Source organism: Bradyrhizobium sp. LeoB3 (assembly GCF_055456055.1).
On the sequence record NZ_JBVBEF010000069.1, the window covers coordinates 1 to 25,384 of the forward strand.

General features: G+C 59.8%; 24 protein-coding genes. 10 read left to right on the top strand and 14 right to left on the bottom strand.

The annotated features are described in order from the left end of the window. Positions 1-690: phosphohexomutase domain-containing protein (locus tag ACZXDY_RS32080; RefSeq protein ID WP_464348272.1), on the top strand; the 690-nt coding region annotated here is incomplete at its 5' end. A 472-nt stretch (positions 691-1,162) separates the two neighbouring features. Further along, on the top strand, positions 1,163-1,705 hold the full coding sequence (locus ACZXDY_RS32085; protein WP_464348273.1) for an NUDIX hydrolase: 543 nt from the start codon (positions 1,163-1,165) through the stop codon (positions 1,703-1,705). Between the two features lie 895 nt (positions 1,706-2,600). On the opposite strand, the gene ACZXDY_RS32090 is transcribed toward ACZXDY_RS32085, so the two are convergent. Together ACZXDY_RS32090 and ACZXDY_RS32095 are read right to left on the bottom strand one after the other, a co-directional pair. Continuing rightward, positions 2,601-3,389 carry an SGNH/GDSL hydrolase family protein gene (locus ACZXDY_RS32090; protein ID WP_464348274.1) on the bottom strand — a complete coding sequence of 263 codons (789 nt, stop codon included), beginning with the start codon at positions 3,387-3,389 and terminating at the stop codon, positions 2,601-2,603. Between the two features lie 1,236 nt (positions 3,390-4,625). Further along, positions 4,626-6,011: an O-antigen ligase family protein gene (locus tag ACZXDY_RS32095; protein ID WP_464348275.1), complete on the bottom strand. Its 1,386-nt coding sequence runs from the start codon at positions 6,009-6,011 to the stop codon at positions 4,626-4,628. A 350-nt stretch (positions 6,012-6,361) separates the two neighbouring features. On the opposite strand from ACZXDY_RS32095, the gene ACZXDY_RS32100 reads away from it, so the two are divergent. Further along, positions 6,362-7,024, top strand: a complete 663-nt coding sequence (locus ACZXDY_RS32100; protein WP_464348276.1) for an acyltransferase — start codon at positions 6,362-6,364, stop codon at positions 7,022-7,024. A 12-nt stretch (positions 7,025-7,036) separates the two neighbouring features. Here the strand turns inward: ACZXDY_RS32100 and ACZXDY_RS32105 are convergent, their stop codons facing one another. The 4 genes from ACZXDY_RS32105 to ACZXDY_RS32120 form a co-directional block, all read right to left on the bottom strand. Continuing rightward, entirely contained in the window at positions 7,037-7,564 is a 528-nt protein-coding gene (locus ACZXDY_RS32105) for a D-glycero-alpha-D-manno-heptose-1,7-bisphosphate 7-phosphatase (RefSeq protein ID WP_464348277.1), read from the bottom strand. Positions 7,565-8,001: 437 nt separating this feature from the next. Beyond that, positions 8,002-9,273, bottom strand: a complete 1,272-nt coding sequence (locus ACZXDY_RS32110; protein WP_464348278.1) for a DUF2130 domain-containing protein — start codon at positions 9,271-9,273, stop codon at positions 8,002-8,004. A gap of 90 nt (positions 9,274-9,363) precedes the next feature. After that, positions 9,364-10,527: an ERF family protein gene (locus ACZXDY_RS32115; protein ID WP_464348279.1), complete on the bottom strand. Its 1,164-nt coding sequence runs from the start codon at positions 10,525-10,527 to the stop codon at positions 9,364-9,366. After that, a complete protein-coding gene (locus ACZXDY_RS32120) occupies positions 10,514-11,341 on the bottom strand; it encodes a YqaJ viral recombinase family protein (protein WP_464348280.1) in 828 nt (275 codons plus the stop codon). The genes ACZXDY_RS32115 and ACZXDY_RS32120 overlap by 14 nt, the downstream gene beginning before the upstream one ends. A gap of 233 nt (positions 11,342-11,574) precedes the next feature. On the opposite strand from ACZXDY_RS32120, the gene ACZXDY_RS32125 reads away from it, so the two are divergent. The 3 genes from ACZXDY_RS32125 to ACZXDY_RS32135 all read left to right on the top strand — a co-directional run bounded on the left by ACZXDY_RS32125 (position 11,575) and on the right by ACZXDY_RS32135 (position 12,481). Further along, positions 11,575-11,703, top strand: coding sequence for a hypothetical protein (locus tag ACZXDY_RS32125; RefSeq protein WP_464348281.1), 129 nt, complete (start codon positions 11,575-11,577; stop codon positions 11,701-11,703). 125 nt (positions 11,704-11,828) lie between these two features. Further along, a complete protein-coding gene (locus tag ACZXDY_RS32130; RefSeq protein WP_464348282.1) occupies positions 11,829-12,122 on the top strand; it encodes a nucleotidyltransferase family protein in 294 nt (97 codons plus the stop codon). Next, entirely contained in the window at positions 12,122-12,481 is a 360-nt protein-coding gene (locus tag ACZXDY_RS32135; RefSeq protein ID WP_464348283.1) for a HepT-like ribonuclease domain-containing protein, read from the top strand. Before ACZXDY_RS32130 ends, ACZXDY_RS32135 begins: the two co-directional genes overlap by 1 nt. A 125-nt stretch (positions 12,482-12,606) precedes the next feature. Here the strand turns inward: ACZXDY_RS32135 and ACZXDY_RS32140 are convergent, their stop codons facing one another. Further along, the gene (locus ACZXDY_RS32140) at positions 12,607-13,347 is read right to left on the bottom strand and encodes a hypothetical protein (RefSeq protein WP_464348284.1); all 741 of its coding nucleotides are present in this window, start codon (positions 13,345-13,347) and stop codon (positions 12,607-12,609) included. Positions 13,348-13,461: 114 nt separating this feature from the next. Here ACZXDY_RS32140 and ACZXDY_RS32145 point away from each other — a divergent pair, with 114 nt between their 5' ends. Together ACZXDY_RS32145 and ACZXDY_RS32150 are read left to right on the top strand one after the other, a co-directional pair. Beyond that, on the top strand, positions 13,462-14,055 hold the full coding sequence (locus tag ACZXDY_RS32145) for a hypothetical protein (protein ID WP_464348285.1): 594 nt from the start codon (positions 13,462-13,464) through the stop codon (positions 14,053-14,055). 2 nt (positions 14,056-14,057) lie between these two features. Continuing rightward, complete coding sequence (locus ACZXDY_RS32150) at positions 14,058-14,498, top strand: hypothetical protein (protein WP_464348286.1); 441 nt, start codon at positions 14,058-14,060, stop codon at positions 14,496-14,498. Positions 14,499-14,583: 85 nt separating this feature from the next. On the opposite strand, the gene ACZXDY_RS32155 is transcribed toward ACZXDY_RS32150, so the two are convergent. After that, positions 14,584-15,807 carry a phenylacetate--CoA ligase family protein gene (locus ACZXDY_RS32155; RefSeq protein ID WP_464348287.1) on the bottom strand — a complete coding sequence of 408 codons (1,224 nt, stop codon included), beginning with the start codon at positions 15,805-15,807 and terminating at the stop codon, positions 14,584-14,586. 102 nt (positions 15,808-15,909) lie between these two features. Between ACZXDY_RS32155 and ACZXDY_RS32160 the strand changes: the two genes are divergently transcribed. Next, positions 15,910-17,058, top strand: a complete 1,149-nt coding sequence (locus ACZXDY_RS32160) for an AGE family epimerase/isomerase (protein ID WP_464348300.1) — start codon at positions 15,910-15,912, stop codon at positions 17,056-17,058. A 14-nt stretch (positions 17,059-17,072) separates the two neighbouring features. Here ACZXDY_RS32160 and ACZXDY_RS32165 read toward each other — a convergent pair whose 3' ends face one another. The 6 genes from ACZXDY_RS32165 to ACZXDY_RS32190 form a co-directional block, all read right to left on the bottom strand. After that, positions 17,073-17,912 (bottom strand): ABC transporter ATP-binding protein, encoded by an 840-nt coding sequence (locus tag ACZXDY_RS32165; protein WP_464348288.1) that lies wholly within the window; start codon positions 17,910-17,912, stop codon positions 17,073-17,075. A 141-nt stretch (positions 17,913-18,053) separates the two neighbouring features. After that, a complete protein-coding gene (locus ACZXDY_RS32170; protein WP_028167634.1) occupies positions 18,054-19,337 on the bottom strand; it encodes an ABC transporter substrate-binding protein in 1,284 nt (427 codons plus the stop codon). Positions 19,338-19,386: 49 nt separating this feature from the next. Next, the gene (locus ACZXDY_RS32175) at positions 19,387-20,460 is read right to left on the bottom strand and encodes a branched-chain amino acid ABC transporter permease (RefSeq protein ID WP_130227079.1); all 1,074 of its coding nucleotides are present in this window, start codon (positions 20,458-20,460) and stop codon (positions 19,387-19,389) included. A gap of 2 nt (positions 20,461-20,462) precedes the next feature. Then, positions 20,463-21,356 carry a branched-chain amino acid ABC transporter permease gene (locus ACZXDY_RS32180; RefSeq protein WP_028167636.1) on the bottom strand — a complete coding sequence of 298 codons (894 nt, stop codon included), beginning with the start codon at positions 21,354-21,356 and terminating at the stop codon, positions 20,463-20,465. Positions 21,357-21,486: 130 nt separating this feature from the next. Further along, positions 21,487-23,415: an AMP-binding protein gene (locus ACZXDY_RS32185; RefSeq protein ID WP_464348289.1), complete on the bottom strand. Its 1,929-nt coding sequence runs from the start codon at positions 23,413-23,415 to the stop codon at positions 21,487-21,489. Beyond that, positions 23,412-24,233 carry an ABC transporter ATP-binding protein gene (locus tag ACZXDY_RS32190; protein WP_464348290.1) on the bottom strand — a complete coding sequence of 274 codons (822 nt, stop codon included), beginning with the start codon at positions 24,231-24,233 and terminating at the stop codon, positions 23,412-23,414. Before ACZXDY_RS32190 ends, ACZXDY_RS32185 begins: the two co-directional genes overlap by 4 nt. Before the next feature lie 331 nt (positions 24,234-24,564). Between ACZXDY_RS32190 and ACZXDY_RS32195 the strand changes: the two genes are divergently transcribed. Further along, positions 24,565-25,239: a Crp/Fnr family transcriptional regulator gene (locus tag ACZXDY_RS32195; protein WP_028167639.1), complete on the top strand. Its 675-nt coding sequence runs from the start codon at positions 24,565-24,567 to the stop codon at positions 25,237-25,239. Positions 25,240-25,384: the final 145 nt, after the last annotated feature.

Below are 25,384 nucleotides of genomic sequence, written 5' to 3' on the forward strand. Positions count from 1 at the left end.
ACCGGCGAGGAGATCTTCGCCGACAAGGTCGGCGTGATGCTGGCGCGCGACATGTCGGCGATCCACAAGGACGCGCAATTCGTGGTCGACGTGAAATCGACCGGGCTGTTCATCACCGATCCCGTGCTGCAAAGACAGGGTGCGAAGACTGCGTATTGGAAGACCGGCCATTCCTACATGAAGCGCCGCACCAACGAGCTCGGCGCGCTCGCCGGCTTCGAGAAGTCCGGCCACTTCTTCTTCAACACGCCGTTCGGCCGCGGCTATGACGACGGCCTGGTCTCGGCGATCGCGATCTGCGACATGCTCGACCGCGCGCCCGGCAAGTCGATGGCCGACCTGAAGGAGGCGCTGCCCAAGACCTGGTCGTCGCCGACGATGTCGCCGCATTGCGCCGATGAGGCCAAATACGGCGTCGTCGACGCCGTGGTGAAGCACTTCGAGGGCTTGCAGAAGGAGGGCGCCAAGCTCGGCGGCCAGGCGATCCGCGATCTCGTCACCGTCAACGGCGTCCGCGTCACGGTGGCGGACGGCAGCTGGGGCCTGGTGCGCGCCTCCTCCAACAAGCCCGAGCTCGTGGTGGTGGTCGAAAGCCCCGTCAGCGAGCAGCGCATGCGCGACATGTTCGAGACCGTCGATGCGGTGCTGCGCACCCATCCGGAGGTTGGCGAATACAATCAGAAGATTTGAGCTGATTGGCGACCAGCGACCGCTCTCGCGTCCTTAAAGGGCTGGCAAGTCGACCCCTTGCACAATTGAGCCGGGAGAGGAGACCTTTGCGTAGTAGAGACGCTCGGCCCTATATTGAGCAGGCAGCACGCTGACGATCGTGCGTTTTGTTGGTTCGCTTGCGCACCCATCGCGCCTTTGGATGCGCAGTGGAAATCGCCGGACTTGCGCTAGAGTCGTAGATTGCTTATGGATTATAATTTGCGATTCAAAACATAAGAGCTCGGCAGCTTAAGCGCTTATGCCTCAATAAAGTGGTGTTGTGGGCGTTGCCGGGCAGCCGCATCCCGATCGTAAGCTGCTGCTAGTTAGTGAAGCGACTTAGCTGGTAACCTATCGCGTCTGCTTGGTTCTTCCGAGACTTGTCGAATTTTTCAGAAAATAGTTCAACCTATTTAGACGAGACGAGATACGACTAGCGTTCGGGGACTGGATGGACGATTGGCCGAGGGTGCTGAGAAGTAAACGGACCAAGATTTCTCCTTGGCTCGAAGTGATCGACCGAGAGGTGCAGTTTGCTCCTGAACTCGGAATCGAAAACTACTTCGCAATAGGGCAACCTCATTATGTTGTCGCGTTAGCAGTAACGGCTGACGGGCGCATTCTCCTGGTTCGTCAATACCGACCAGCAATTGAAAGTTTCTCTCTTGAGCTGCCGGCCGGTCTTCTCGATGAAGATGAGGATCCAGCGCTCGCGATTATTCGCGAGCTGTCAGAGGAAACCGGCTACTCGACCAAATCGATCGAGGCGATTGGAAAGGCAGCCACTTGCAGCAGTCGGATTAGTAATTTCACATATTCTTTCTTTATCAGGACTGGAGAACGGTCGCCCGATTTCAGGGAGGAGCCCGGTGTTGCAGTCATCTCGGTCACCCCTGCTGAACTCCGTGACCGGATCCTCTCAGGCGAGTTTGCCGAGCAGACTCATCTTGGCGTACTGACGCTTGCAGGTGGTAGAGGACTTATAGAAATTTAAGGTGCGAGAAAGGCTGAAACGAGGGGCCTCGGGCAAAACGCTTGACTCCGGCAAGCAGCGGCGTCGGCCAGTCTCGCAACCGGGAGCAAACGGACGGTATGCACGTTCAACATAGGTCAGCGCTCCTCCTAAGACCTTGTGAGCGCTTAGTCCTCGTCGGCTCCAGCCGCGCCGAGTTTGTCATTGCTACCTACTACCGGTCAGCAAGGAGACTACCGGCGGCTTGTCCTCAGGGCCTTCCTGATAAAAAAGGACGCCGATCGCGAACCATACAACGAAGATGCTGATTCCGACTGCGATCGAGCGAAGCCAGGAACTTTGCCTGTGAGGCATGAGCCTACTCCTCACAAGTTAACGTCGTACTCGTCCAAACGTTCAGAACCCAGGGCCGATCCAGGTGCAGGCTATGGCTCGAGTATAGTTCCGCTAGACGCAACAGGGCCAATAGTAGGGCCGCCAATGCAAGAATCGCAAATAGACCAATCCAGTTCATCGTGCTGACAACTTCGACCCAGAGCAATGGATTTAAACTAGAAAAGTTGCTCCACCCGCAAGAGCAAAGATTGAAGTACAGAATCGCGCTTCGGGTTTGGCTAATCTAGTCGAAGCAGCGCAGTTATCTACTGCAGTAAATTCGTCTTAGTGCAAGCCACATCCACCCGCAGGCGGAGAACACAGCCATTGCGGGCGGTAGCACACCATTCGTATGATCTCTGACCGGGGATCAAGGTTACCTCGCCGCACGCATTGAGCGGTGGCATCTACATTGTCCAACGATACCGTGGACGAACGGGCGCCGCAGGCGATCATTTGGCAGTCAGTGATAAAGTTGTCCGCCTCGCACACTTAGCAAGCCGCCCATCCATCTATGGCCGAAGATCGAGCGGTGGCTGCGCTAGAATGTTGCCTCGACGAATGAGGCTATGACGTCGGCCCTGCGGACAGCGCACTCGTCATAGGATGAGTCCCCATCAACGGTGAGGGTCTTGTAGTTGTCGATGTTGATGCCAAGCGTGCGCCACATATCCAGGCATGGAATGTGGTGCCGTTCGGCGACCTGGATCATGGCATCGACGTAGTGCTTCAGTAACAGGCCGATCCCGTTTGGTTCGGTGTCGCTATCCAGCTCTTTTGGATTGAGAAGCCAGGGCGGCGTGATCAGGAACATCCGCAACTTCGGAAAAGCAGCTGAGAGCTTGGACAGCGAGTAGTTCAGGGCGCCCGTAAAGGTTTGGCAGTCAACGCTTGCAAGGTCTCCGATCGGGCAGCCATAGGCATAGTCGTTCGGCCCATACTCGAGACCAAGAATCGCGACCTTCGAGAGGTCTGTTTTGGCGAGGATCGATATATTGGCCTTTATGGTCGGATCTGTCTCCACCGCTTGGCGAGACCAGTCTCCGGATGTCACGGCATCAACTAGAGCAAAAAGCGATCGATGATCCCTGCCAGGCAAGGTATGGCGACCAACGCAGGCGCCTGAGACTCCTGCATTGATGCCGAGCATACCAAGTTGTTCGCCAACAAGTGCAGGAGTCCTGCCGGCCTCTGACGTAACGCCGGCCGTGATGCTGGTTCCCATCTGTAGGTAGGTGCCACGCCGTAGCGGATGCGCCATGGTGAAATAGGAGCATGCCGCGCCCGCTGCCGCCGCCCCAAGAGCCAGGAGAACGTCCCGCCTGTTCATTCCAAGTTTCTGAACGTTTCTCAGCCCAACCGAAGGTGATCGCCTTTCAAGGAGGTGACCGCCAATCAATAAGCAAATTCTCGGGGTTGTGTGCTCCGCGGATGCACGGTGGCGACGTAGTGTTCCGTAGGACGAGCAGCTCCGTCTCCTGGAAAGGGCTGCTTTCGATGACATCCCTTGGCGGATCTCTTGATTGGTCGCCGATCCCGCCGAAGCCGAGAGCTGTCGATCCCCATCCTTGGGGAAGGAGTAGACCTCGATCTCGTGCGAAAAACGGTCCACGGGTTCTGCTCATGGGAGCCGCGCCGGGGTTGGAGCGCAAACGAGCTCTGTGACGTTCGGCAGGTGCTCCTCGCACGCTGCCGCCTCGCCGATGACGAACCGGGTGCCGTAGCGCGAGCCACGACCGATGTAGATCGCTACGGCCGGGCATTACCGTGGTGCTTGTTGTAGACGCGGGTCCCGGCATTTTACTACGTGCCGATCGCAAGTGATGCCAGGCGGACGCGCAGCACGTCATCTTCCTCGCCACTCTGCCGCTCAGTGAGATAGCGCTGCGCGACATACCATCAAATCGACGTCCAAAAATTGCGCGCCGAATGACAACATACTAAGGTGGTGGTTGCTGGGTTGGCTGCAGTAGGCTCAATGGTCGAGCTGCGCACGACCACATCGCTTTTACAGCGATAGCCTCTCGGAGCACGCCTTCGATGCGACTGCCGAGCTTCGCCTGGGGGAACCCATTTGTGGTGGCGGTATTCCTTCGAAAGTTTGCAGTTTCCGATGCACCTCTCAATCTCTCCCACTGCCAAGAGGCCCTGATGGAGGGGCCTGAAAAGCGCAGCTGAACAAAAGTTGAAAGGCAGGCGAATGGCGCTAAGTGATCTGGTATAGTTGATCCGGTACTTAGCTTAACCTATAACGAAAGTCGTTTACGCGATGCAGGAGGCCAGTGACTTCGCGATCTGAAATCACGCGAATGGTGCTGCTTCCTGTTGGGATGGCCATGCTTGTCCTCGGTGCCGTGTATTCGGTTAGCGGATTGCAATTGCACTGACTCCGTAAGACTGGCGACTCACCGGCAGCAAAACGGAAGGGAAGCGCATGATCTTGAGGTGAGAGGCCGTCGCGGGAATACGAAATATCTGTTCGATAGTGGGCGATCTCGCAGATTTTATCCATTGCTGCGAACGGAAGTTGAGCAGGTCGGCGCATTGCCTTGGGTCTACAAACACATCAACGCGAACCGTTGTGCGCCCCAATTTGGCTAACCACGGAAGAGAGGTTTTCGCGCTCGCTTGGTCCCGCAGGCGCCGACGGGTCGACGACGTCAAAACTCCACGGATCTGAAGGCATCGAATAGCCCTTGAGACTGTCTCGCATCCAATCCATAGCAAAGCGATGGCCGCGGCTGCTCACCGCAGCGGCGTGGCCCAACAGCAGGAATAAAGGAACCTCGCGGCTGATCCGTCCGTGCGCCAGGCTGAGAATGGTGGCGAAGACGACCCCGGCCAGGACGAATCGGGCCTCCGGGGTGATCCGTCCAAGCCGACACATCCGGATGCCGATGCATTTCGCAATTAGGATCACAAGCAACGCGCCGGCGAGCGGACCGAACTCGACGGCGACCTGCAGCGGCGCGCTATGGACCTGCGTCCCGGGAATGCACGACATTGTCGGGAAGCGCTCAAAACCAATACCGAATAGGTCGCCCCTGGCCAGAAGCCTAAGCGCATCGATATAGAGCTGCTTACGGATATCGATCGAGTTTCGGGTGTCGACCGCCGCGCATCCTGGGTCCAAGGACGTTGTGGTGCTCTCGATGGCATAATGAACGTAGAGCTTCGTTATTCCCCAACGCGCCGCGCTGCCGGCGAAGCCTGCGACCAAGACGGCGCCCAGAATCATCAGGATGTAGACGCGCTGTCGCACCTGATTTGCAACGCCGACCGCGACCAGCATCGCTGCGGCGATCGCGACGAATGTAAACCTCACCTGGCATGCTGCGAAGACGAATGCGGGCACTGCTGATAGTGCCGCGACGAGGATTGTCCGGCGCCCGGTCAGCCGCCGGGTCGTCACAATCAGTAGCAGAAAACCCAGCAGCATTGTGAACTGGGCTGGGGCTGCATCATAGAGACCGAACACCACGACTTTCGGGTGGTCCGGATCGCCCCACTGCTCGATCAGCGAAGGAATTGTTACCAGCGTTCCTGCCGCCACGACCGCTGCGATGAGGAGGATAAACCTGCCCGACAACAGGTTCGCTGGACACAGCCGCGCCGCCGGATACGCGGTGAGCGCGAGCGTCAGGAGGTAGAATTCCTTCCGATCGGGGCCGATTCCATTCCACGCCAGAGATATGCTGATCGCCAGCAGCAGGCAGCAAAAGATCGCGTCGCGCGTATCGATCTCGAACTCCCGCCATCGCCCGAGCGCGAGCAGAGCTGCCGTCGATCCGACCATCAGAAGGCCGGTGAACCACGAGCCGGCCGCGAACAATCCGTGCGCGAGGACTGCAAGTGGACTGGCGGAAAAGAGGACAGCGAAGAGAAGCAGCGCGCATTGCTGCCAGGCAAGGTCGCTTCGCCCCGCCAAGAAGAGGCGTTTGGCCTGGAACATGGATGCGCTTCCCCAGCCGATCACCACCGTCAGGTAGCACCGTCGCCATCCAGTAAACAATTCTTTCCAGGTGAGAATCGTTCAAATATGCGGCACTGTCGCCTTGATCGGTGCAAGCTTGGAAGCACTCGGTGATGGCAATTCGACAAGAGCGGAGCGGCTGGTCGCAGAGCGCCTTGACGCTTTTTCTTGTATCGATTTGGAGCCTTCTCGCGCGGAACCAGAGCTTTTCACCTTGATTGGTCGAGCTTTTTTCTTTTATACGACCCAATCAGCGGTGGGCGGGGGTACCGGACAAGTAGCGTCGCTCACGTGGTGCGTTAGAGTGCAAAGAGGGGCGAGCATCCTAAATGAAGACGACGCAAGGCGAGGGTTCGGCACCGTTTATTCATCCGACCGCGGTGGTCGAGGATTGCGCGAAGGTCGGTGACTTCACGAAGGTCTGGTACTTCTCGCATGTCGCACCAGGTGCGGTGATCGGCGAGAACTGCAGCCTTGGCCAGAACACCTATGTCGAGCGCAACGCCATCGTCGGCAATGCGTGCCGGCTTGGCAATTCGGTCTCGATCTTCTCCCATGTCGAGCTCGAGGACTTCGTGTTCTGCGCGCCCTATATGGTGTTCACCCACATCTCCTTTCCCCGTGCCGCAATCAATCGCCACGCGGTGTTCAAGAAGACACTGGTGAAAACCGGGACCACCTTGGGTGCGAACTCCACCGTGGTTCCGGACGTTACTTGCGGCGTCGGGACGTTTCTCGCTGCGGGTGCCACGCTGACCAAGAGCTCGAAGGACTGGTCAATGATGGTCGGAACGCCGGCGCGCCAAGTTGGCTGGGTGAGTGCGTTCGGCGAGAAGATCGATCTGCCATTATCCGGCCGTGGCGAATGGCGCTGCAAGCATACCGACGACCTCTACGTCTTAATTGGTGCGGAGCTGACACGGCACCCGGGCCCCAAAGATATTCTGAAGTACGAGCCTGGACAACGATTGGTGCGGATGGAAGTCCGGTGAAGCGTTAGCTGCTTACTGTCGGTCGAAATTCAAGAGCGGCGCTACGAATTGTGCGAGATTGCCTCCCGCAAATAGATGCCCTCTTACTCCGGCTAGCCGAGCGGCCTCCAGATCAGTTGGACTGTCGCCGATCAGAATGCTGCGAGAGACATCCACCGGAAAGCGCTTCAAAAGATCGGTAATCATACCCGCGCCCGGTTTTCGTCTATCACTTATGCGACGATACTGTTCTACTGTGGCTTCTGGATGATAAGGGCAGTACTCAAATGCGTCTATATGGGCTCCAGTCTTTGCCAGCTCCTCCGCCATCCAATCATGTAGTGCGTTGACGTCGGTCTCTTCATACAGCCCTCTGGCGACGCCTGATTGATTGGTAACCACGAAGGCAAAGTATCCGGCATCATTTACCATCTTTACCGCCTCGCGTGCTCCCTCCACCCATCGCAATTTGGTGATCTCAAACAGGTACCCGGCATCCTCATTGAGGACACCGTCACGATCAAAGAAAACTGCTGGTCTCTCGATGGCCATATCGTCCATTGTAAATGTGCAGGTTGGCGTTGGGGTATCAGTTCCAAAGAACGCAGAAGAGCGCTTATGCTGTCTGCTGGCGATGGAGCCAATTCAGAAGCGAAGTAGCAATTCTTGAACATAGTTGTCGAGGTTGAAGCTCGCGGCCCGAAAAGCTCGCGTCCCTCAATCCCAGGCTGCCGCTTTGCATCCGATGAGGTACTGAAGGAGTCCTCGGCTGGACGGCTCCCGAGCCGAGGAAGGCGCGCTTCGATTTCAGTTGCCCACGTCGCATCTGTCCGCCAAGCTTGCGTGTTTTGCCGGATATGGTAGGTCGCCGCGTGTTCAAGCTTGGGCGGAATCCCAGCTAGATTGATCTGATGGGCTATGCTCGATCGCTTGCTGACGATAATATTCCAGAAGCTTTTGCCTCAACATCCGAAACTTGCCACGAATTCTACCCTATTTCACTGATCGCTTGATTTGCTCTCGATCATAAGTGGGCGAAGGCCCTCAATTTCCGACATGGCGCGGCCCGCGATGCCTTGCAGGTCTCCATACAGTCCTGCGCTAGAATCGAGTACGCCTTTCAGCTGCTCCTCGCGCTTGGCCCACATTCGCATCGTCGTTTTTCGCTCGCGATCAAGATCGACTTGCATATCGGTGAATTTCTCGATGATCGCCTCGATACGATGCCGAAAGCGTGGTCCGGTTAGATACTGGTAAACCATTTCCATTTTGGTTCGCTGGCCTTCCGCGGCTCGCTTGCTACTTGCCAGATCAATCAGCGATTGGCGTAAAGCGATCGCAAGCGGGATCGCAAAGCGCAGCGTGGTCACCCAAATGTTCTCGATGAGGTCGAACGTTTCGATGCCTTTAGGCAACACGGTGGAAACGATCAGTGCAATTTCGGCTTTTGCGGTACGTTGGTCGTCCCGCAGCTTGGTGATCCAGACATCGCTCCAAGCTTTGGTGCGTTTGGATTCCCACAATATGGTACCGCAGAGTAGACCGCCAGGACCTTGAACCCGTTGAATGATGTCGCCGCCGAACTCACCTTTGGGCACCGGCTCAATCATGTCTTGGGGAAAACGATTGCGTAGCAGGGATTCGAGCTCACGTTCTGACGCCTCGCCCTGTAACTGCTGGGATTTCTGTTCGGCCTTTCGACTCAACTCCTCGATCCGACGCTGCATCCCAGAGATCTGGGCTTCTCTTTCCGAGAGCTTAGCCCTCAGGCTATCTTCCGCTTCGACTTTGGCCTGGTCGCGCACGGCGGCAAGCGATTCCTGCACTTTCTTCTGCACGGAAAGATCGAGTTCGCGTTTTGCGTCGTCGAGTTCGCGGGACTTGCGCAGCACGTCGGCGTGGGCCTGTTGGGCTTCGGCCAATTTTGCATTGTTGGCGTTAAGGTTGCCCTGAAGCTCCGCGAGCCGCCGATCGCGCTGTTTCAGGTCGGCGGCAAGTGCGATGCGGGCCTTTTTCTTCTCAGATTCCGCGATCAACATACGTTCCATCTGTAATCTTTTGGCGACTTCGTCGTCGATCGCTGCGCGGGCCTTGGCGAGAGCCTTCTGTGATTTGCGCAAAGTCGCCTCGCGCTTTGCGAAATCTGCATCCTTTTGTGCCAATTGTTGTTCGAACTGCTTGCGGGTTTTCGCGATCAGTGGTGCCGCCAGGGTATCAGTCAATTTGATCGGCGTGCTGCACCTTGGACAAACGATTTGGGGGTCACTCATTCATGTTCTCCATTCTGGAGCCTTAGCCTGCAAAGGTAGTTGGATGTGCCGGCGAGCTCGCAGTCGGCAAGCCGCAAAGCTATCCGCGCGCTAATCAACGGCCGCCGATGTGACCGGCCGCGGAGCCCCGTGAACGGGGCTCGTTTGCCATAGCTCCTTCGCGATCTTGAGAGGAGCGATCTGCAGGTTCGCCCACCAGGCGGCTTCGTTGCCGCGCCGATGCAGTTCGTGGTGGTGCTCGCGGCATAGCGGGACGGTGAATTCGTCGCTTACCTTGCGGCCTAGTGCCTTTGGTTGCGCAAATTTAAGATGGTGCGCGTCGCATGGCGTGCGCTGGCAGATCAGGCATGGGTGCGACGCGACAAAGGCGAGATGGGCTTTATTGCGTATCCGGGATGGTTTGGTCAAAGGCGACACCATACGAGGGGCCACGGGCTGGGCACTATGTCCCCCGGGCATCATCACGACGTCTGTCGTTTGTGATATTGCTGACGCCAGGGCGGGGATTTCGTGCGTCCGATCGAGTTCGGGTTCGCGACAGATCTCCAAAATTCTTTGGGCGGCGGTATCGATGATGCGGGCGTCATCTGGCGCTAGCGCGTTTTTGGCCGGCAGACGTCGATGCGCCCACGCAGCAAGCGCTTCGCCGTCCTTGAGGTCCGCCATTTCCGCGAGTAGTTCATCCCGCAAGCCAGCTGATTGCGCGGGCGGGAGCTCGGGCTTTGCATGTCGTGGCCCATGGACGGTCCCGTTGGCGGGACGCCCGCTAGTATGGCCGCTGTGACTGGCGCCGGGCGGCGTGTTGATGGTCGGAGATGGCTCTTCGAGAACATCCGGAGCATCGAGGTCGTCTTCGCCCGCAATGCCCACCAGTGCGAACAATGCGTAACGGCGGGCGTAGGTGAGGGCTGCCCCCATGCGATGGGGTGCAGCCATCTCGCTGACCGCGCAGACCGGCCAGTCCGATGCGATCCATTCGCCGGAGGCATGTGCGAGAAGGGTCGTGAGCTGGATTTGCCCGGAGGGTTGGTCGATCGCCGTGGTCTGGATCGTGGCGATTTCGTGCTGGCCCAGGCTCTTGCGGACAATATCGAGGCCACTTGCCAATGAGGCATAGCGGAAGGTCCGATCCCCCTCACGTGGAAATGGGGACCGGATTGTGGCACTCAGAGATTTCTCGGGATTGGTGAGCTCGCCTTGGGCCTTGGCCAAGGCCGCGGCGATCGCGCCGATGGTTTCGCTAGAGCGGTGCATCGACCACCTCCACGTCCATTACGTCGAAGCTGACCGCACCGCTTTTCGACCGCTTGGCCCGAATTCCGTGCCCGACAGCTTCCTTGGCATCTTCTGGCACCAATTTCTTGAGGTCCGCCTTCGCGGCTTCGTGCTCCTGGAATGCTGGTCTGGTTCGGCGGTACACGGCGGCGAATTCCGCCCAGGAGTTGGAGGCGCTCATATCGACCACCCGGACCGCTTCCAAGCGCGGGCGCGGCGGCTCGACGCCAAAGAGGCGAGGGGTTTCGCCGTTTTGCACGCAACGCCAAAACTTCTTCTCGGCCGTGATCAGAAGATGCTGGTACAGCGGATCGGCGTGAATGGACATTTCGACCCATTTGCCGCCGCCGGTAATGATTGACAGCACCGCCGTCCGGGAGGCCGTGACCCACATGTTGTGCTGTAGCTGCGCCATGTGCTTCTCGGCGGCCCCTTCCTCCGAAAACGACCATGGCAGCATGAACTTGGCCTCGAAGACGGCGCCGGTCCCCTCGACCATCCCATCGAGAGTGGCCGCCATCCAGCGCTTCACCGGATGAAACACCTGCCGCTGCACCTTGATCACAACTTGCCCGGTGTTCCGCTCATACCAGTGCCGGTTGAGATGCTCGGTCACGGTGCCAAGCTGGACAATCAGGTTGTTCGTGAGGTCTTCCGGCTCCGCCTCGCCACGTTTTTCCCGCCAAAGGCGGAGCAGGGCAGTTTCGTCATCGCCCATGATGATACGGGCGTCCGAGCCGCCGATGAAGGCGCGGCGGTCCGACTGAGATATTGCGTAATTTGGGGGACTCATGGCTTTCTCCAATTAACCTGGCCAAAAACTCACTTTGGATGTTTTAGATCCTTATGGAATGAAAAATACCATATAGAATGATTAAGTCAACCCCTGAACGAACGTCGTTGACCAGCGCTCAGCTGCGAGCCGGCCGTGCTCTGATCCGTTGGAGCGCGGAAGATCTCGCGCGCGCGTCTTCAGTTGGGCTAACGACCATCCGCCGCGCCGAGCTAACTGATGCTGAGACTTCTATGACAGCCGCCAACGACCTCGCCGTTCGCCGAGCCTTGGAAGCTGCCGGCGTCGAGTTCATCGACGAGAACGGCGGTGGTGCCGGTGTCAGGCTTCGAAAATCGGGAAAAGAAAAGCCCCGCACATAAACCGATCCGGGGAATGTCGCGTCGGACTTGAGCTACGACGATCAAGCGCCCGCGGACGGATTCACCGCTAGGACGGTCAGGCGAAAGTCGTGGAAGCGAAGGGTCCAGTTTGCTATACTTGTATCATGAAACCCGACGAAGCCATAAGCCGATTGCAGCAGCACGAAGCCGATTTAAAGCGGTTAGGCGTCAAACATCTCTATATGTTCGGCTCGACCGCGCGTGACGAGGCCAGGAACGATTCCGACGTCGACCTTTTTTTTGATCATGAAAAAGGCAAGCTCGGTCTGTTCGAGCTGATGGACGTGAAGGAGCGTGCCGCCAGCATCCTCGGCGGCAAGACTGATATCATGACGCGCAACAGTTTGCATCCCCGGTTAAGAAAGCGGATCGAAGACGCCGCCGTGCTGATTTTTTGATGACCGAACGAACCGTCGCGCCACGTCTCGCTGATATCATTGAAGCAATCGAACGCATTCGTCGCGTATTGGATGGCGTGACGCTCGAAGCTTTCGAACAAAATTGGGAAAAGCGCTGGCTGGTTGAGCGCGGAATTGAAATCATTTCCGAAGCGAGTCGCCATCTCACGGACGACATAAAGGAGCGACGAACCGAAATTCCGTGGCCAAAAGTAGCAGGGATCGGTAATGTTCTTCGTCATGCTTACGATCACATTGCGCCCGATGTGCTTTGGAAGCTTGCACAAGACGATCTGGCGGAAATCGAAAAAGTTTGCCGTGAGGAGCTGGTCGTAGCTGAGCAGCGGGAGCGGCATTAAAATTCAATCGGTCGAGTTTGCAGTCGCGTCAGTAAAGTGGGGGCTCAGCATGGCGATAGTGCCTTGGATGCCGCTCGTCAGCTCGCTACCTAAGGCTCAGCGCGGGGAACTCGCCCGCGAAACCGTCACGATATACCAAGGCGCTTTTTGGATCTGGCATTCATTTTGAGGGCACCTGATTTGTCACGGTAATATATGCTACCTCCAACCGAAGCTTTTCGGACAGGTTTCTTCGACATCGCAACGACGTCGAACCAGCCATCATCATTTAATACTGGTTCTGGCACGCCGCTCGCCGCAAGCAGAAAATCATAGTTTAGCGAATCGGCCGCCTCCTTGAGCATCCGAAATGCGAGATCACTCATCCCGGCAGGCTTTTCCTGAAGGTCGCCGTGCTTGTGCTCGAGTTTCAGAAGATGGCTCAAATTCCGCTCGATTCGGCGGAAATCCGACTTTCGCTGTTCGCGCCCGAGCGCTGCGCGTGAGACAAACAGTTGCGACTTTTCATCGAAGTAAACGACCTGCTCTAGCTTTCGCGTAATCGGACACAAAAATCGCCACAACAATCCGCCGTCCTTGTTGGGTATACCGGCCACTAGTACAAAGCGCGGTAGAGTTTGCCAGTTAGGGTGTGAAACAGTTACGAACCCAGTCGGAGGATTCTGATCCTTAGTAGGCCAATTCAAACACAGCCGGATCCTGCCAGCTTTAGACGATTTTTCGTTGGCTTCGCAAAGGGCGATGGAATCCTTGTTCAGTTCAAATGACCAGTCGTAGACAGAGCGTTTGCCAAGGCGAAGCGCGTGGTCCATCAACACCCATGTATCGAGACCGAACGATACAGCGTCTCGGGGCATGACCATCATCAAGCTACTCCCGCCCTCTGGATTTTTCTTTCCCCATTTTTTGCCTTACTCTCGCCGCGAATTTGAAAGGAAATCAAGCGCGATTCTTGCTTGGAAACAGAGCGGGGGCAACCGATGACCATAAAAAGAGAGAGACTCACGATCGACGAACCCTTCGAAAATCTGCTTGGCAAACCGGCACTTTTAAGGAGCGAGGACGCCAGCGAATATGAAAGGTTGCGCGCCGCTGTTGAGCGCGAAATGGATCCCAAGAGCATTTTTGATAGGATTAGGGTTCAAGACCTGACAGATAAAATCTGGGAAGAGCGAAGACTGAAACGCAGTCAGGCCGCACTGATCGAAAGTGCGAGGGTGCAATCGTTGGCCATGTTATTGGCCCCTCAGTACGGTGAAAATCTCGAAAATGCGTTGGAGACCGCTCAGAATTATTACAGCGGCGTTCCAGAAAAGGTCCGCCGCGCGGAAAAACTCCTGGCACAGCTTGGAATCGCCTCTGAACAAATCGAGGCCAACGCAATGCACATTCGCAGTCTCGGCTTGCAAACGCTAGATCGTATGGTTGCGAGCCGAGAGACGCTCCGAAATGGCATCATCAAAGAGCATGAGCGGCGCAAAAGAAAAGCCGAAAAAGCGAAGCGGCGAACGGCAATCAATGACAATGTATCTTCGCCTGCTCGGGTCACTGCGGACAAGACCGTTAGGGGGTAGTCATGGCGACGGAAAAGCAGATTGCGGCTAACCGCGCCAATGCCAAGCGCAGCACCGGCCCGAAGACCGCCGTGGGCAAGCTGGTATCGAGCCGTAACGCGTTCCGACATGGTTTGTCGTGCCCGTCGCCGCGTGGTCTAGCCACTTCGCCGAAGGTCCATGCGATTGCGCGCGCGCTTACGATCGAGGGCGCTTGCGACAAGCATTGGGAGTCGGCCGTGGAGTTCGCAAACGCACAATTCGAGCTTCTCAAGATCCAAGCGATCCGCAGAGAAATGGTACTGGGGCGCGAAATTGAGTCGTTAAACACGCAGAAGTTGCGTCGGCTGGCGTCACTCGACCGCTACGAACGTTATTCCCATACGAGACGCAGACGAGCACTGCAAAAGGTGATGGGCGGCGTGTGTGCCGGGCCGCTCGCTTGCCAGCTGCCGGTGGAGTGATGCTTGCAGAGTCCGGAGCAACAATCAGCCGTAGTCTTTTTGCCAGAACGAACCCAATTTACTTAACAACGTGAGCGCAATCCGCTCAGCGTTCATCAGCAATAACCCTTCCATCATTGGGAAGGGTTCGAATGGGAACTAATTCGACATTGCCGCCGAGCTTGGTCACGGTCCGCAGGGTCGCCGCGAGCTCGCTCTGAAAGGCTGCGCTTGCCGCGACTGCTTCTGCCTTCAGCGTCATCACGTCGGTCTCGCCGGAACGTGTCACGACCAGGCGCAGCCGCCCGAGCTCCGGATGACGCTTGCCGATCTCGGCGATCTGTTCGGGTCGCACGAACATGCCTTTGACCTTGGTCGTTTGGTCGGCGCGCCCCATCCAGCCCTTGATCCGCATGTTGGTGCGCCCGCACGGGCTTGCGCCGGGCAGCTCCGCGGTAAGATCGCCGAGTGCGAGGCGGATCCAGGGGTGGTGCGGGTCGAGGGAGGTGACCACGATCTCGCCGACGTCCCCCTCCGCGACGGGGTCGCCGGTGCCGGGCCTGACGATCTCGAGGATCAGCTCCTCGTTCACCACCATGCCGTCGCGGGCCTCGGTCTCGAATGCGACCATGCCCAGATCGGCGGTGCCGAACGCCTGATAGGCCTCGATGCCGCCTGACTTGATCTCCTCCTGCAGCGACTTCGGAAAAGCCGCCCCCGACACCAGCGCCCGCTTGATCGAGGACACATCGCGTCTGGCACTCGCGGCTGCGTCGAGCAGGATCTTCAGGAAATCGGGCGTGCCACTGTAGCCGATCGGCCGGTAGGCCTCGATCAGCTCGAATTGCTGCTCGGTATTCCCGGGGCCCGCGGGGATCACGGCGCAGCCGAGCGCCCGGGCGGAGGTATCGAAGATGAAGCCGCCCGGGGTGAGGTGATAGCTGAAGGTGTTGAGCACCACGTCGCCCGGACGAAAGCCTGCCGCGAACAGCGCCCGCGCCCCGCGCCAGGCGTCGCCCTGGGCGGCCTCGGGCTCGAAGATCGGTCCGGGCGACGTAAACAGGCGCGCAAACGATCCAGGCGGCCCGGCAACGAAACCGCCGAAGGGCGGGGCGGCCCTGTGCAGGGCCGGGAGTTCCGACTTCCGCAGCACCGGCAGGCGCGCCAGCGCGGCGCGGCTGGTGATGGTGGCGGGATCGACGTCTTTGAGGCGGTCGGCATAGGCCGGAGCCGCCATGGCCCGCCGCAGGACCTCCGGCAGGCGGGCGAACAGTTCCGCCTCGCGCTGGGCGGGATCGCGGGTTTCGCGGGCGTCATAGTGATCCGTCATGGGTGATCCTCACGGGTTCGCGCCAATTGCGCTCCGCTTTCGACGTGCTATCAGACGGCTTCCCGCCGAACTGGCGATGCTCCGGGAAGTGCTATGGCAGACATGCAGACCGCCGCGGCGAGCGGCCCTTCCGATGCCGACGTCGTCGGCAGGCTGAAGCGTCGCGTCATCGAGCACTGCCTGCCGTTGTGGTGCACGGCAGGCTGGGACGGTGCGGCAGGCGGCTTCGTCGACCGGCTCGACCCCGACGGCCGCGCCGATCGGCTGACGCCGCGGCGCATATTCGTTCAGGCCCGGCAGATCTACTGCTACGCCAAAGCCGCGCAGATGGGCTGGTACGCCGAAGGCCGCGAGATCGCCCTGAAGGGGCTCGATCACCTGTTGACGAAGGCGAAGGCGCCGGACGGCCGCCCAGGCTTTGTCCACAGGTTGACGGCCGACGGCGGGGTGCTGGACGCGCGGCGCGACACCTACGACCACGCCTTCGTGCTGCTCGCGCTCGCCACGGTCTACGGACTTGATCGCGACGCGCAGGTGCGCTCGGAGATCGATGCGCTGCTCGCCTATCTCGACGGGCACCTGCGCTCGCCGAATGGCGGCTTTCTCGAGGGGGCGCCGGCGTCCCTGCCGCGGCGGCAAAATCCGCAGATGCATCTGTTCGAGGCGATGATCGCCGTATTCGACGCGACGCATGATCTGGCGTTCCAGCAACGCGCCGGCGAGTTTTTCGCGCTGTTCCTTGCCAATCTCTATGACAAGCAGACCCAGGTGCTTGGCGAATATTTTGAAGACGACTGGTCCAAAATTCCGCCCGTTAGCGTCGAACCCGGACATTTGGCCGAATGGGTCTGGCTCTTGAAGGGATTTGAACGGATCACGGGCTGTCCGACGGGGCGCTATCGCGGCGAATTGCTGGCGTCGGCGCTGCGCTACCGCGACGAGGCGACCGGCTGCCTCACCGACCAGGGTAGTGTCGAGGGCCGTATCCGGCGTCACTCTCGGCGCCTGTGGCCGCAGAGCGAGATCGCCAAGGCCTGGATCGCGCAGGCCGAAGCCGGCGAGGCGGCTGCCGCCGACGAGGCGCGCGCCGCATTGGCGCGCCTGGAGCGGCATTATCTGAGCCACCCTGTTGCGGGCGGCTGGTACGATCAGTTCGACCGCGACGGCAAGTCGCTGGTCGACACCATCCCTGCGTCTTCGTTCTATCATGTTCTTTGCGCGGTTACGGAAGCGGAGCAGGTGCTGCAATAGGCACCCGGCTACACTCACAGCCACCGCTTCCGCCGCTTGAAGCTCTTGAGGTTCTTGAAACTCTTGCGCTGGTCGCCGGCGCCGCCGAGGTAGAATTCCTTGACGTCCTCGTTGTCGCGCAATTCGTCGGCGGTTCCGTCGAGCACCACCTTGCCCTGTTCCATGATGTAGCCGTGGCTCGCCACTGAAAGCGCCGCGCGCGCATTCTGCTCGACCAGAAGGATGGTAACGCCGAGGTCGCGGTTGATCTCCTTGATGATGGCGAACACTTCCTTGACCAGCAGCGGCGACAGGCCCATGGACGGCTCGTCCATCAGGATCATCTTTGGGCGCGCCATCAGCGCGCGGCCGATCGCCAGCATCTGCTGTTCGCCGCCGGAGAGATAGCCGGCGAGCCCCGTGCGCTCCTTCAGGCGCGGGAAATAGTTGAAGACCATGTCGATGTCGGCATTGACCTCGCCGTCGCTGCGGGTGAAGGCGCCAAGCCGCAGATTCTCCAGCGACGTCATGTCGGCGATGATGCGGCGCCCCTCCATGACTTGAAAGATGCCGCGGCGGACGATCTTATCGGGATCGATGCCGTTGATGCGCTCGCCGTCGAAGATGATCTCGCCGCGCGTCACCTCGCCGTCTTCGGTCTTGAGCAGCCCCGAGATCGCCTTCAGCGTGGTCGACTTGCCCGCGCCGTTGGCCCCCAGCAGCGACACGATCGAACCCGCGGGCACCTCGAGGCTCAGTCCTCGCAGCACCAGGATGACGTCGTCGTAGACGACCTCGATGTTGTTGACGCTGAGGAGGGGCGGCGCAGGGACCGCAGTCGGTGCCGGGTGATTTGCTTCGACGGTTTGGGTCATATTGGGATCACCTCAGACTGTCGTCACCCGCGAAGGCGGGTGACCCAGTATTCCAGAGACGCCTGCGATCAGATCCGATGCCACGGCGTACTGGATCCCCCGCCTGCGCGGGGGATGACGCTCGCTTATGGGGGATGAAGTTTACCACCCCAGCCATTCCGGCTTGCGCGGCAGCTCCACGGTCTTGACCTTCTCAAGCTTGATCACGCCCTTGCCCATCAGGTCGTTGAGATCGCCGTCAGTCGAGCCTGTGACTTTGGAGCGGTAGAGATCGACCTTCGTGGTCGGGCGATGGTCCTTCTCGGTCCAGGTCGAGGCGTTGCAGACGCCCTCCATGCCTGATGGCACCCAGTCCTTCTTCTGGTGGAAGCCTTTCGCGACGTTCTCGCCGGTTGCACCGCCATTCTTGTCGGCCCATTCGATGGCCTCCTTCATGTAGAGAGCGGAGCAGACCGCGGCGATGTAGTGCACGGGACGGTAGATCTTGCCGGAGGGATCCGACATCTTGGAGATTTCCATCACCGTCTTCATGCCGGGCGCATCGCCGCCCCAGCCGACCGCGGTGCGCAGCGGGAAGATCACGCCGTCGGCGGCATCGCCGGCGGTCTTGGCCGCGTTCTCATCCATGCCCCAGACGTTGCCGAGGAACTGCACGTCGGCGCCGGCCGCCTTGCAGGCTTTCAGCACGGAGATGTTGGAGGCCGCCGTATTGCCGAGATAGGCGTAATTGGCGCCGGAGCTCTTCAGGCTGAGGCATTGCGCCGAGTAGTCGCCGGGGGTGAGCGCGAACACCAGCGGCGGCAACACCTCGAAGCCGAGCTCGGTGGCCATCGCTTCGCCGGCCGCCTTTGGTGCGTTCGGATAGGGGTGGTTGGCGCCCATATGGACGAATTTGGGCTTGCCCGGCTTGCCCTTGGCTTTCCAATCATCCGCCGCCCAGATCAGCATGGCGCGCAGCGAATCCGAATAGCTCGGACCATAGAAGAAATTATAGGGCGCGGGCTTGGCCTTGCCGCTGCTGCCTACCGGATCAGTCAACGCTGCCGCATAGGAGCCGGAGATATCGGGGATCTTGTCCTGGGCGAGGAAACCGGTCAGCGCCTCCGTATCGGCGGTGCCCCAGCCCATGATCGCCGCGACCTTGCTGTCGGGCGCCGACCATTTCTTGTAAAGCGCGATCGCGCGCGGCACCTGATAGCCGTAGTCATTGGTATCGACATTGAGCTTCTTGCCGCCGATGCCGCCGTTCTTGTTGACCCAGGCGAAGGTGTCAGCGACGGCCTGGCCGTAGGGCGTGCCGACATCAGAGGTGCCGCCGGAATAATCGGCGAGGTGGCCGATCGCAATCTGGGCCTGCGCAGCCACCGATGCGCCGCCGATCAGCAGTGCCAACGAGGCCGTGCTCAAAAGGGATCTAATCGTCATGGTCTTTCCTCCTGTTATTCGTTGATAGGTTTGTAATTCTTGCCCGACCTTAATGCGAGAACGGGTAAAGTTTCCAATATGCCTTGATCTGCCGCCAGCGGTGCGCGAGCCCGTCCGGCTCGAACATCAGGAACGCGATGATGATCAGCCCGATCGCGATCTCGCGCAGGAACGTGATGTTGTTGTTGAGCTCCAGCGCCCTGTCGATCGCGCTCCCCTTCAATTGCAGGCTGAGCCACTCCATTGCCTCCGGCAGCAGCACCACAAAGGCCGTGCCCATCAGCGTGCCCATCACCGAGCCGGTGCCGCCGATGATAACCATGGCCAGGAACAGCACGGAGCGCTCGATGCCGAAGCCTTCCTGCGAGACGACAAGCTGATAGTGCGCATAGAGCGCGCCGGCGATGCCGGCGAAGAACGCGGCAATACCGAACGACAGCGTTCGGTATTTGGTGAGGTTGATGCCCATGATCTCAGCGGAAAGATAATGGTCGCGGATCGCGATCAGCGCGCGGCCGTCGCGCGTGCGCATCAGATTGGTGACCAGAAGATAGCTGACGATGAGGTAAGCCAGCACGACATAAAAATACTGGCGGTCGCCGCGCAGTGTGTAGCCGAACATCGAAAATGGCTCGGCGCTCGCCGGCACCGAGCCGCCGGAGAACCATTCGGCGCGGGAGAAGAAATCGAGCAGGATGTATTGTGCGGCGAGCGTGGCGATGGCGAGATAAAGCCCCTTGAGCCGTGCCGCCGGCACGCCGAAGATCAGGCCGACCAGCGCGGTGACGAGACCCGCAAGTGGAATGGCGAAGAACACCGGGATCGGCGCGTTGTTCGAGATATAGGCTGAAGTGAACGCGCCAAGCAGGAAGAATGCTGCGTGGCCGATCGAGATCTGCCCGGTGAAGCCGACCAGCACGTTGAGGCCGAGCGCCGCGATCGCGAAGATGCCGATCTGGATCGAGATGCTGAGCCAGTAGTTCGAGAAGACATAAGGCGCAAGGCAAGCCAGCACGATGCCGGCGATCGCGAAATTGCGGCTGGTGATGGTCGGAAAGATCGTGGTATCGGCCGCATAGGTGGTGCGGAAGTCGCCGGAGGGGATTAGGGAACGCGTCGCCATGGTCAGACCCGCTCAATGTCTTTGGTGCCGAACAGGCCGTAGGGCTTGATCATGAGGATGATGATCAAGACGTAGAACGGCGCGATCTCGTAGAGATTACCCCAGTGCAGGTACTGGCTGTCGACATATTGCGCGACATTCTCGAGCAGCCCGATGATGATGCCGCCGAGCACTGCGCCGCCGACCGAATCGAGCCCGCCGAGGATCGCCGCCGGAAATACCTTGATGCCGTAGGCGGAGAGGCCGGAAGAGACGCCGTTGACGACGGCCACGACGACGCCCGCGACCGCCGATACGGTCGCCGAAATCGCCCAGGCCATCGCGAACACGCTTTTCACGGAAATGCCGAGCGACTGCGCGACCTGCTGATTGTAGGCGGTGGCCCGCATCGCCAAGCCGTATTTGGAGGCGCGGAAGAACCAGGCCATGCCGATCATCATCGCGATGGAAACCACGAGACTCATCACGTAGACGGTCTGGATCTGGAGGCCGAACAGGTGGACAGATTGGCTCTGGAACACACGCGGGAACGGCTGCGGATTGACGCCGAACATCCATTTCAGCGCGGCCTGGAACACCGTGGAGAGCCCGATCGTCACCATGATGACGGAGATGATTGGCTCGCCGATCATTGGCCGCAGAATCACGATCTGGATCGCAATGCCGAAGATGAACATGAACACCAGCGTGAGCGGCATGCCGAGCCAGAACGGCACCTGGTATTTGGCGAGCAGTGCCCAGCACACCCAGGCGCCGATCAATAGCAGTTCGCCTTGCGCGAAGTTCACGACCTGCGTCGCCTTGTAGATCAGCACGAACGACATCGCGACCACGCCGTAGAGCGTACCGACCACGAGGCCGTTGATCAGGAGCTGGAGCAGGAATTGGGTGTTCATGTGAATGCCAGATTCGTCATTGCCGGGCTTGACCCGGCAATCCATCGCTCAAAGAGACGCTTTCCAAGATGATGGATGCGCGGGTCGAGCCCGCGCATGACGATCGAATATGTGGCGATAAGTGAACGAGTCATTCCGCAGCCTCCGCAGTCGCCGCAGCCACCATGTTCACCACCTTCAGCGTGGTCCGCACGCGCTGGGTCGTGCCATCCTGGAAGCGGATCACGGTGTCGACCGGAATGTTCGCGTCGCCGCGATAGATCGCGTCGATGATGTCGGCGTATTTCTCGTTGATGACGCCACGGCGCACTTTTCGGGTGCGGGTCAGTTCGCCGTCGTCGGCGTCGAGTTCCTTATAGAGCAGCAGGAAGCGGGAAACCCGTTGGGCCGGCGGCAGCGAGGCGTTGACGGTCTCGACTTCCTTCCGCAACAGCGCATAGACCTCGGGACGCGAGGAGAGGTCGCTATAAGTCGTGAACGAGATCCGGCTCTTCTCCGCCCATTTCGAGATGATGGAGTAGCGGATACAGATCATGGAGGCGAGCGCGTCGCGGCCGGCGCCGAGCACCACCGCTTCCGCGATATAGGGCGAGAACTTCAGCTTGTTTTCGATATATTGTGGCGAGAAGCGATCGCCGCGCGAGGTCTCGGCGAGATCCTTGATACGGTCGATCACCACGAGCTGGTTGTTATCGTTGAAATAGCCGGCATCACCGGAGCGCATCCAGCCATCCTGGATGTCCGCCACAGATGCCTCCGCGTTCTTGTAATACCCTAAGAACATGTTGGGGTGGCGCACCACGATCTCGCCGACGCCGTTGACATCGGGATTGTCGACCCGGATCTCGATCGTCTCGGCCATCGCGATGCCCGTGGTATCGGGATCGACTGCGCCGGGCGGATGCAGCGTATAGGCGCCGAGCAATTCGGTCTGGCCATAGAGCGTACGCAACGGCACGCCCATTGCCCGGAAGAATTTGAAGGTGTCGGGGCCGAGCGCGGCGCCGCCGGTGGCCGCCGAACGCAGCCGCGTGAACCCGAGCCGGTCGCGGAGCGCGCGGAATAGAAGCTGGTCGGCGACCACCGAGCGCTTGCCCTGCTCGAGCGCGGCAAGTCCCGTCTTCATACCGAGCTCGTAGAGCCTTTGCTTCAACGGCGACGAGTCCATCACGTCGGCGCGCACGTCTGCCGCGATCGCCTCCCATACCCGAGGCGCGAACAGCACGAAGGTCGGCGCGATTTCGCGGAAATCGTGCATCATGGTGTCGGGCTCTTCGACGAAGTTGACCTTCATCCGGCAGAGCAGACCTTTGCCGAGCGCGTAGACCTGCTCCATGATCCAGGGCAGCGGCAGCACCGACACATACTCATCGTCCGGTCCCTTCGGATCGAAGGAGAGATAGGTCGCGCAGTGCTTGAGCACGCGGCCGGCCGCAAGCATCGCCAGCTTCGGATTGGCCGTCGTGCCGGATGTCGTGCAGAGGATCGCGACATCCTCGCCGCCAGTGGCATCGACCAGCGTATCATAGAGGCCCGGCTCGGACGCGGCGCGCTCGCGGCCGAAGCCGGCAAGCTTGCTCGCTTCCATCAGGCGCGGGTCGTCATATTTCCGCATGCCGCGCGGATCGGAATAGATGATGTGCTTCAAGTGCGGCGCGCGGTCGGCGAGCCCCAAGAGCTTGTCGACCTGCTCCTCGTCCTCGGCGAACACCAGCTTCGCCTCGCCATAGTTCAGCAGGTAGGCCGCTTCCTCATCGAGCACGTCGCGGTAAAGTCCAAGGCTCATGCCGCCGATCGCGTGGGTGGCGATCTCGGCGGCCACCCAGTCCGGACGGTTGTCGCCGATGATGCCGATCACGTCGCCGTGGCCCAGCCCCAGTTCGATCATGCCGAGCGCGAAATCGCGCACGCGGGCCTGGTAATCGTCCCAGGTGAATTCGCGCCACAGGCCGAGATCCTTCTCGCGCAGCGCAATCTCGCGGCCATGCTCCCTCGCATTCAGCCGTAATATCTTCGGGAAGGTGTCGGCCTGCGCGGCGCGTCCGGCATAGTCCATCATGCCACGCTCTCCCGCGCTAGCGGCACGTGATCAGGATCGACCAACGCCTCATCCTCTTCGCCGAGATAGGCGCGCTTGACATGGGGATCGGCGAGCACGGTCGCCGGATCGCCCTCGGCGATCTTGCGGCCGAAATCGAGCACCATGACGCGGTGGGAGATGTCCATCACCACGCCCATGTCGTGCTCGATCATCACGACGGTCATGCCGAACTCTTCGTTGAGATCGACGATGTAGCGCGTCATGTCCTCCTTCTCTTCGAAGTTCATGCCGGCCATCGGCTCGTCCAGCAGGATCAATTGCGGTTCGAGCGCCATCGCGCGGGCAAGTTCCACGCGCTTGCGCAGGCCGTAGGGAAGCGTGCCGGCGGTCGCCTTGCGCACTGACTGCAGGTCGAGGAAATCGATGATCTCCTCGACCTTGCGGCGATGATCGAGTTCCTCGCGCCGCGCGCCGGTCAGCCAGTACAGCGATCCAGTGATGAAATTGTTCTTCAGCAGGTGATGGCGGCCGACCATGATGTTGTCGAGCACGCTCATGTGATGGAACAGCGCGAGATTCTGGAAGGTGCGGCCGATGCCGAGCGAGGGCCGGGCGTTCGGATTGAGACCCGTGATATCCTTGCCGCGATAGAAAAGCTGACCTTCGGTCGGCTTGTAGCGGCCGGAAATGCAGTTGACGATCGAGGTCTTGCCGGCGCCGTTGGGGCCGATGATGGAGAACAATTCGCCGGGCTTGATGCCAAAGCTCACTTCGGTCAGCGCACGGACGCCACCAAAGCGCAGCGACACCCCGCGCACCTCCAACGTGTAATCCACCTATTCCCTCCAGAAGCGGCGCTTCACGCGCTCTTTGTCTCTTGTTGCAAAGACAGCGATAATCTTACATCGGCCGTTCCGGCTAAGCCATCCGACTAATGGTGCCTCGTTCCGCTGCAGACCCCACCGTTCGTGCGCGGTAACGCCGCAGCCGGCACTTTGCCCCGTCCGCTTCCACGCGCGTCGTGCAGATGACATTGCGCCGGTAGCCCTCCATAGGGCAAAGCGATACGGTGAAATGTCTTGTGCCCGACAATTGGCCGCCAAATTTCGTTCGGCCTGTGTATTGTTGCGACGCAACATAATCAGACGGACGACAGTCAACGGGATCATGATTGCTGCCGATTACCTGAAGCGCATCGCGGCCTGGTCGCGTGAGCTGGATGACCGCGAGATCGAGGTCGCGCGCAGCGGCATTACCGAGAAATCCTATGGCACCAATGAATTCATCTTCATGCGCGGCGACCGTTTTGACTATTGGACCGGCGTGGTGACGGGGCTGGCGCGGATGGGCATCGTCTCCCGCGGCGGCAAGGCCGCAAGCTTCGCCGGATTGACCGCCGGCGCCTGGTTCGGCGAGGGGTCGGTGCTGAAGAACGAAGCGCGGCGTTACGATGTGGTGGCGCTGCGTGACACGCGGCTGGCCATGATGGACCGCAAGACCTTCGTCTGGCTGTTCGAGAACAGCGTGGCGTTCAACCGTTTCCTGGTGGCGCAGCTCAACGAGCGGCTTGGCCAGTTCATTGCGCTGCTGGAATATGGCCGTACCCTGGATGCGACCGCGCGACTGGCGCGTTCCATCGCCTCCCTGTTCAATCCAATTCTCTACCCCGAGCTGTCGCGCCATCTCGAGATCACGCAGGAGGAAATCGGAGCGCTTTCCGGCATCTCGCGGCAGAATGCGAACCAGTGCCTGAAGCGGCTGGAGAAGGAGGGGCTCCTCCGGCTGGAATATGGCGGCGTGACCATCGTTGACCTCGAACGTCTCCGCCACTACGGCGAATAGTCCAGCCGGCTGGCCCGGCGCAGTGCTTGACCGAAAGCTCGCGCCTAACGTCCTGAATCCAAACGGGGTTATGGCATTAGACTTCGCGGAGGCCGGATGCTACAGACCGGACCATTCGCAACCTGGCGCAGTTCCGCGCCCTCGG

What these genes read in the sequence shown, in the direction of transcription:
- ACZXDY_RS32085 (WP_464348273.1), top strand. Translation starts at nt 1,163, where the DNA reads ATGGACGATTGGCCGAGGGTGCTGAGAAGTAAACGGACCAAGATTTCT.
- ACZXDY_RS32090 (WP_464348274.1), bottom strand. Translation starts at nt 3,389, where the DNA reads ATGAACAGGCGGGACGTTCTCCTGGCTCTTGGGGCGGCGGCAGCGGGC.
- ACZXDY_RS32095 (WP_464348275.1), bottom strand. Translation starts at nt 6,011, where the DNA reads ATGTTCCAGGCCAAACGCCTCTTCTTGGCGGGGCGAAGCGACCTTGCC.
- ACZXDY_RS32100 (WP_464348276.1), top strand. Translation starts at nt 6,362, where the DNA reads ATGAAGACGACGCAAGGCGAGGGTTCGGCACCGTTTATTCATCCGACC.
- ACZXDY_RS32105 (WP_464348277.1), bottom strand. Translation starts at nt 7,564, where the DNA reads ATGGACGATATGGCCATCGAGAGACCAGCAGTTTTCTTTGATCGTGAC.
- ACZXDY_RS32110 (WP_464348278.1), bottom strand. Translation starts at nt 9,273, where the DNA reads ATGAGTGACCCCCAAATCGTTTGTCCAAGGTGCAGCACGCCGATCAAA.
- ACZXDY_RS32115 (WP_464348279.1), bottom strand. Translation starts at nt 10,527, where the DNA reads ATGCACCGCTCTAGCGAAACCATCGGCGCGATCGCCGCGGCCTTGGCC.
- ACZXDY_RS32120 (WP_464348280.1), bottom strand. Translation starts at nt 11,341, where the DNA reads ATGAGTCCCCCAAATTACGCAATATCTCAGTCGGACCGCCGCGCCTTC.
- ACZXDY_RS32125 (WP_464348281.1), top strand. Translation starts at nt 11,575, where the DNA reads ATGACAGCCGCCAACGACCTCGCCGTTCGCCGAGCCTTGGAAGCTGCC.
- ACZXDY_RS32130 (WP_464348282.1), top strand. Translation starts at nt 11,829, where the DNA reads ATGAAACCCGACGAAGCCATAAGCCGATTGCAGCAGCACGAAGCCGAT.
- ACZXDY_RS32135 (WP_464348283.1), top strand. Translation starts at nt 12,122, where the DNA reads ATGACCGAACGAACCGTCGCGCCACGTCTCGCTGATATCATTGAAGCA.
- ACZXDY_RS32140 (WP_464348284.1), bottom strand. Translation starts at nt 13,347, where the DNA reads ATGATGGTCATGCCCCGAGACGCTGTATCGTTCGGTCTCGATACATGG.
- ACZXDY_RS32145 (WP_464348285.1), top strand. Translation starts at nt 13,462, where the DNA reads ATGACCATAAAAAGAGAGAGACTCACGATCGACGAACCCTTCGAAAAT.
- ACZXDY_RS32150 (WP_464348286.1), top strand. Translation starts at nt 14,058, where the DNA reads ATGGCGACGGAAAAGCAGATTGCGGCTAACCGCGCCAATGCCAAGCGC.
- ACZXDY_RS32155 (WP_464348287.1), bottom strand. Translation starts at nt 15,807, where the DNA reads ATGACGGATCACTATGACGCCCGCGAAACCCGCGATCCCGCCCAGCGC.
- ACZXDY_RS32160 (WP_464348300.1), top strand. Translation starts at nt 15,910, where the DNA reads ATGCAGACCGCCGCGGCGAGCGGCCCTTCCGATGCCGACGTCGTCGGC.
- ACZXDY_RS32165 (WP_464348288.1), bottom strand. Translation starts at nt 17,912, where the DNA reads ATGACCCAAACCGTCGAAGCAAATCACCCGGCACCGACTGCGGTCCCT.
- ACZXDY_RS32170 (WP_028167634.1), bottom strand. Translation starts at nt 19,337, where the DNA reads ATGACGATTAGATCCCTTTTGAGCACGGCCTCGTTGGCACTGCTGATC.
- ACZXDY_RS32175 (WP_130227079.1), bottom strand. Translation starts at nt 20,460, where the DNA reads ATGGCGACGCGTTCCCTAATCCCCTCCGGCGACTTCCGCACCACCTAT.
- ACZXDY_RS32180 (WP_028167636.1), bottom strand. Translation starts at nt 21,356, where the DNA reads ATGAACACCCAATTCCTGCTCCAGCTCCTGATCAACGGCCTCGTGGTC.
- ACZXDY_RS32185 (WP_464348289.1), bottom strand. Translation starts at nt 23,415, where the DNA reads ATGATGGACTATGCCGGACGCGCCGCGCAGGCCGACACCTTCCCGAAG.
- ACZXDY_RS32195 (WP_028167639.1), top strand. Translation starts at nt 24,565, where the DNA reads ATGATTGCTGCCGATTACCTGAAGCGCATCGCGGCCTGGTCGCGTGAG.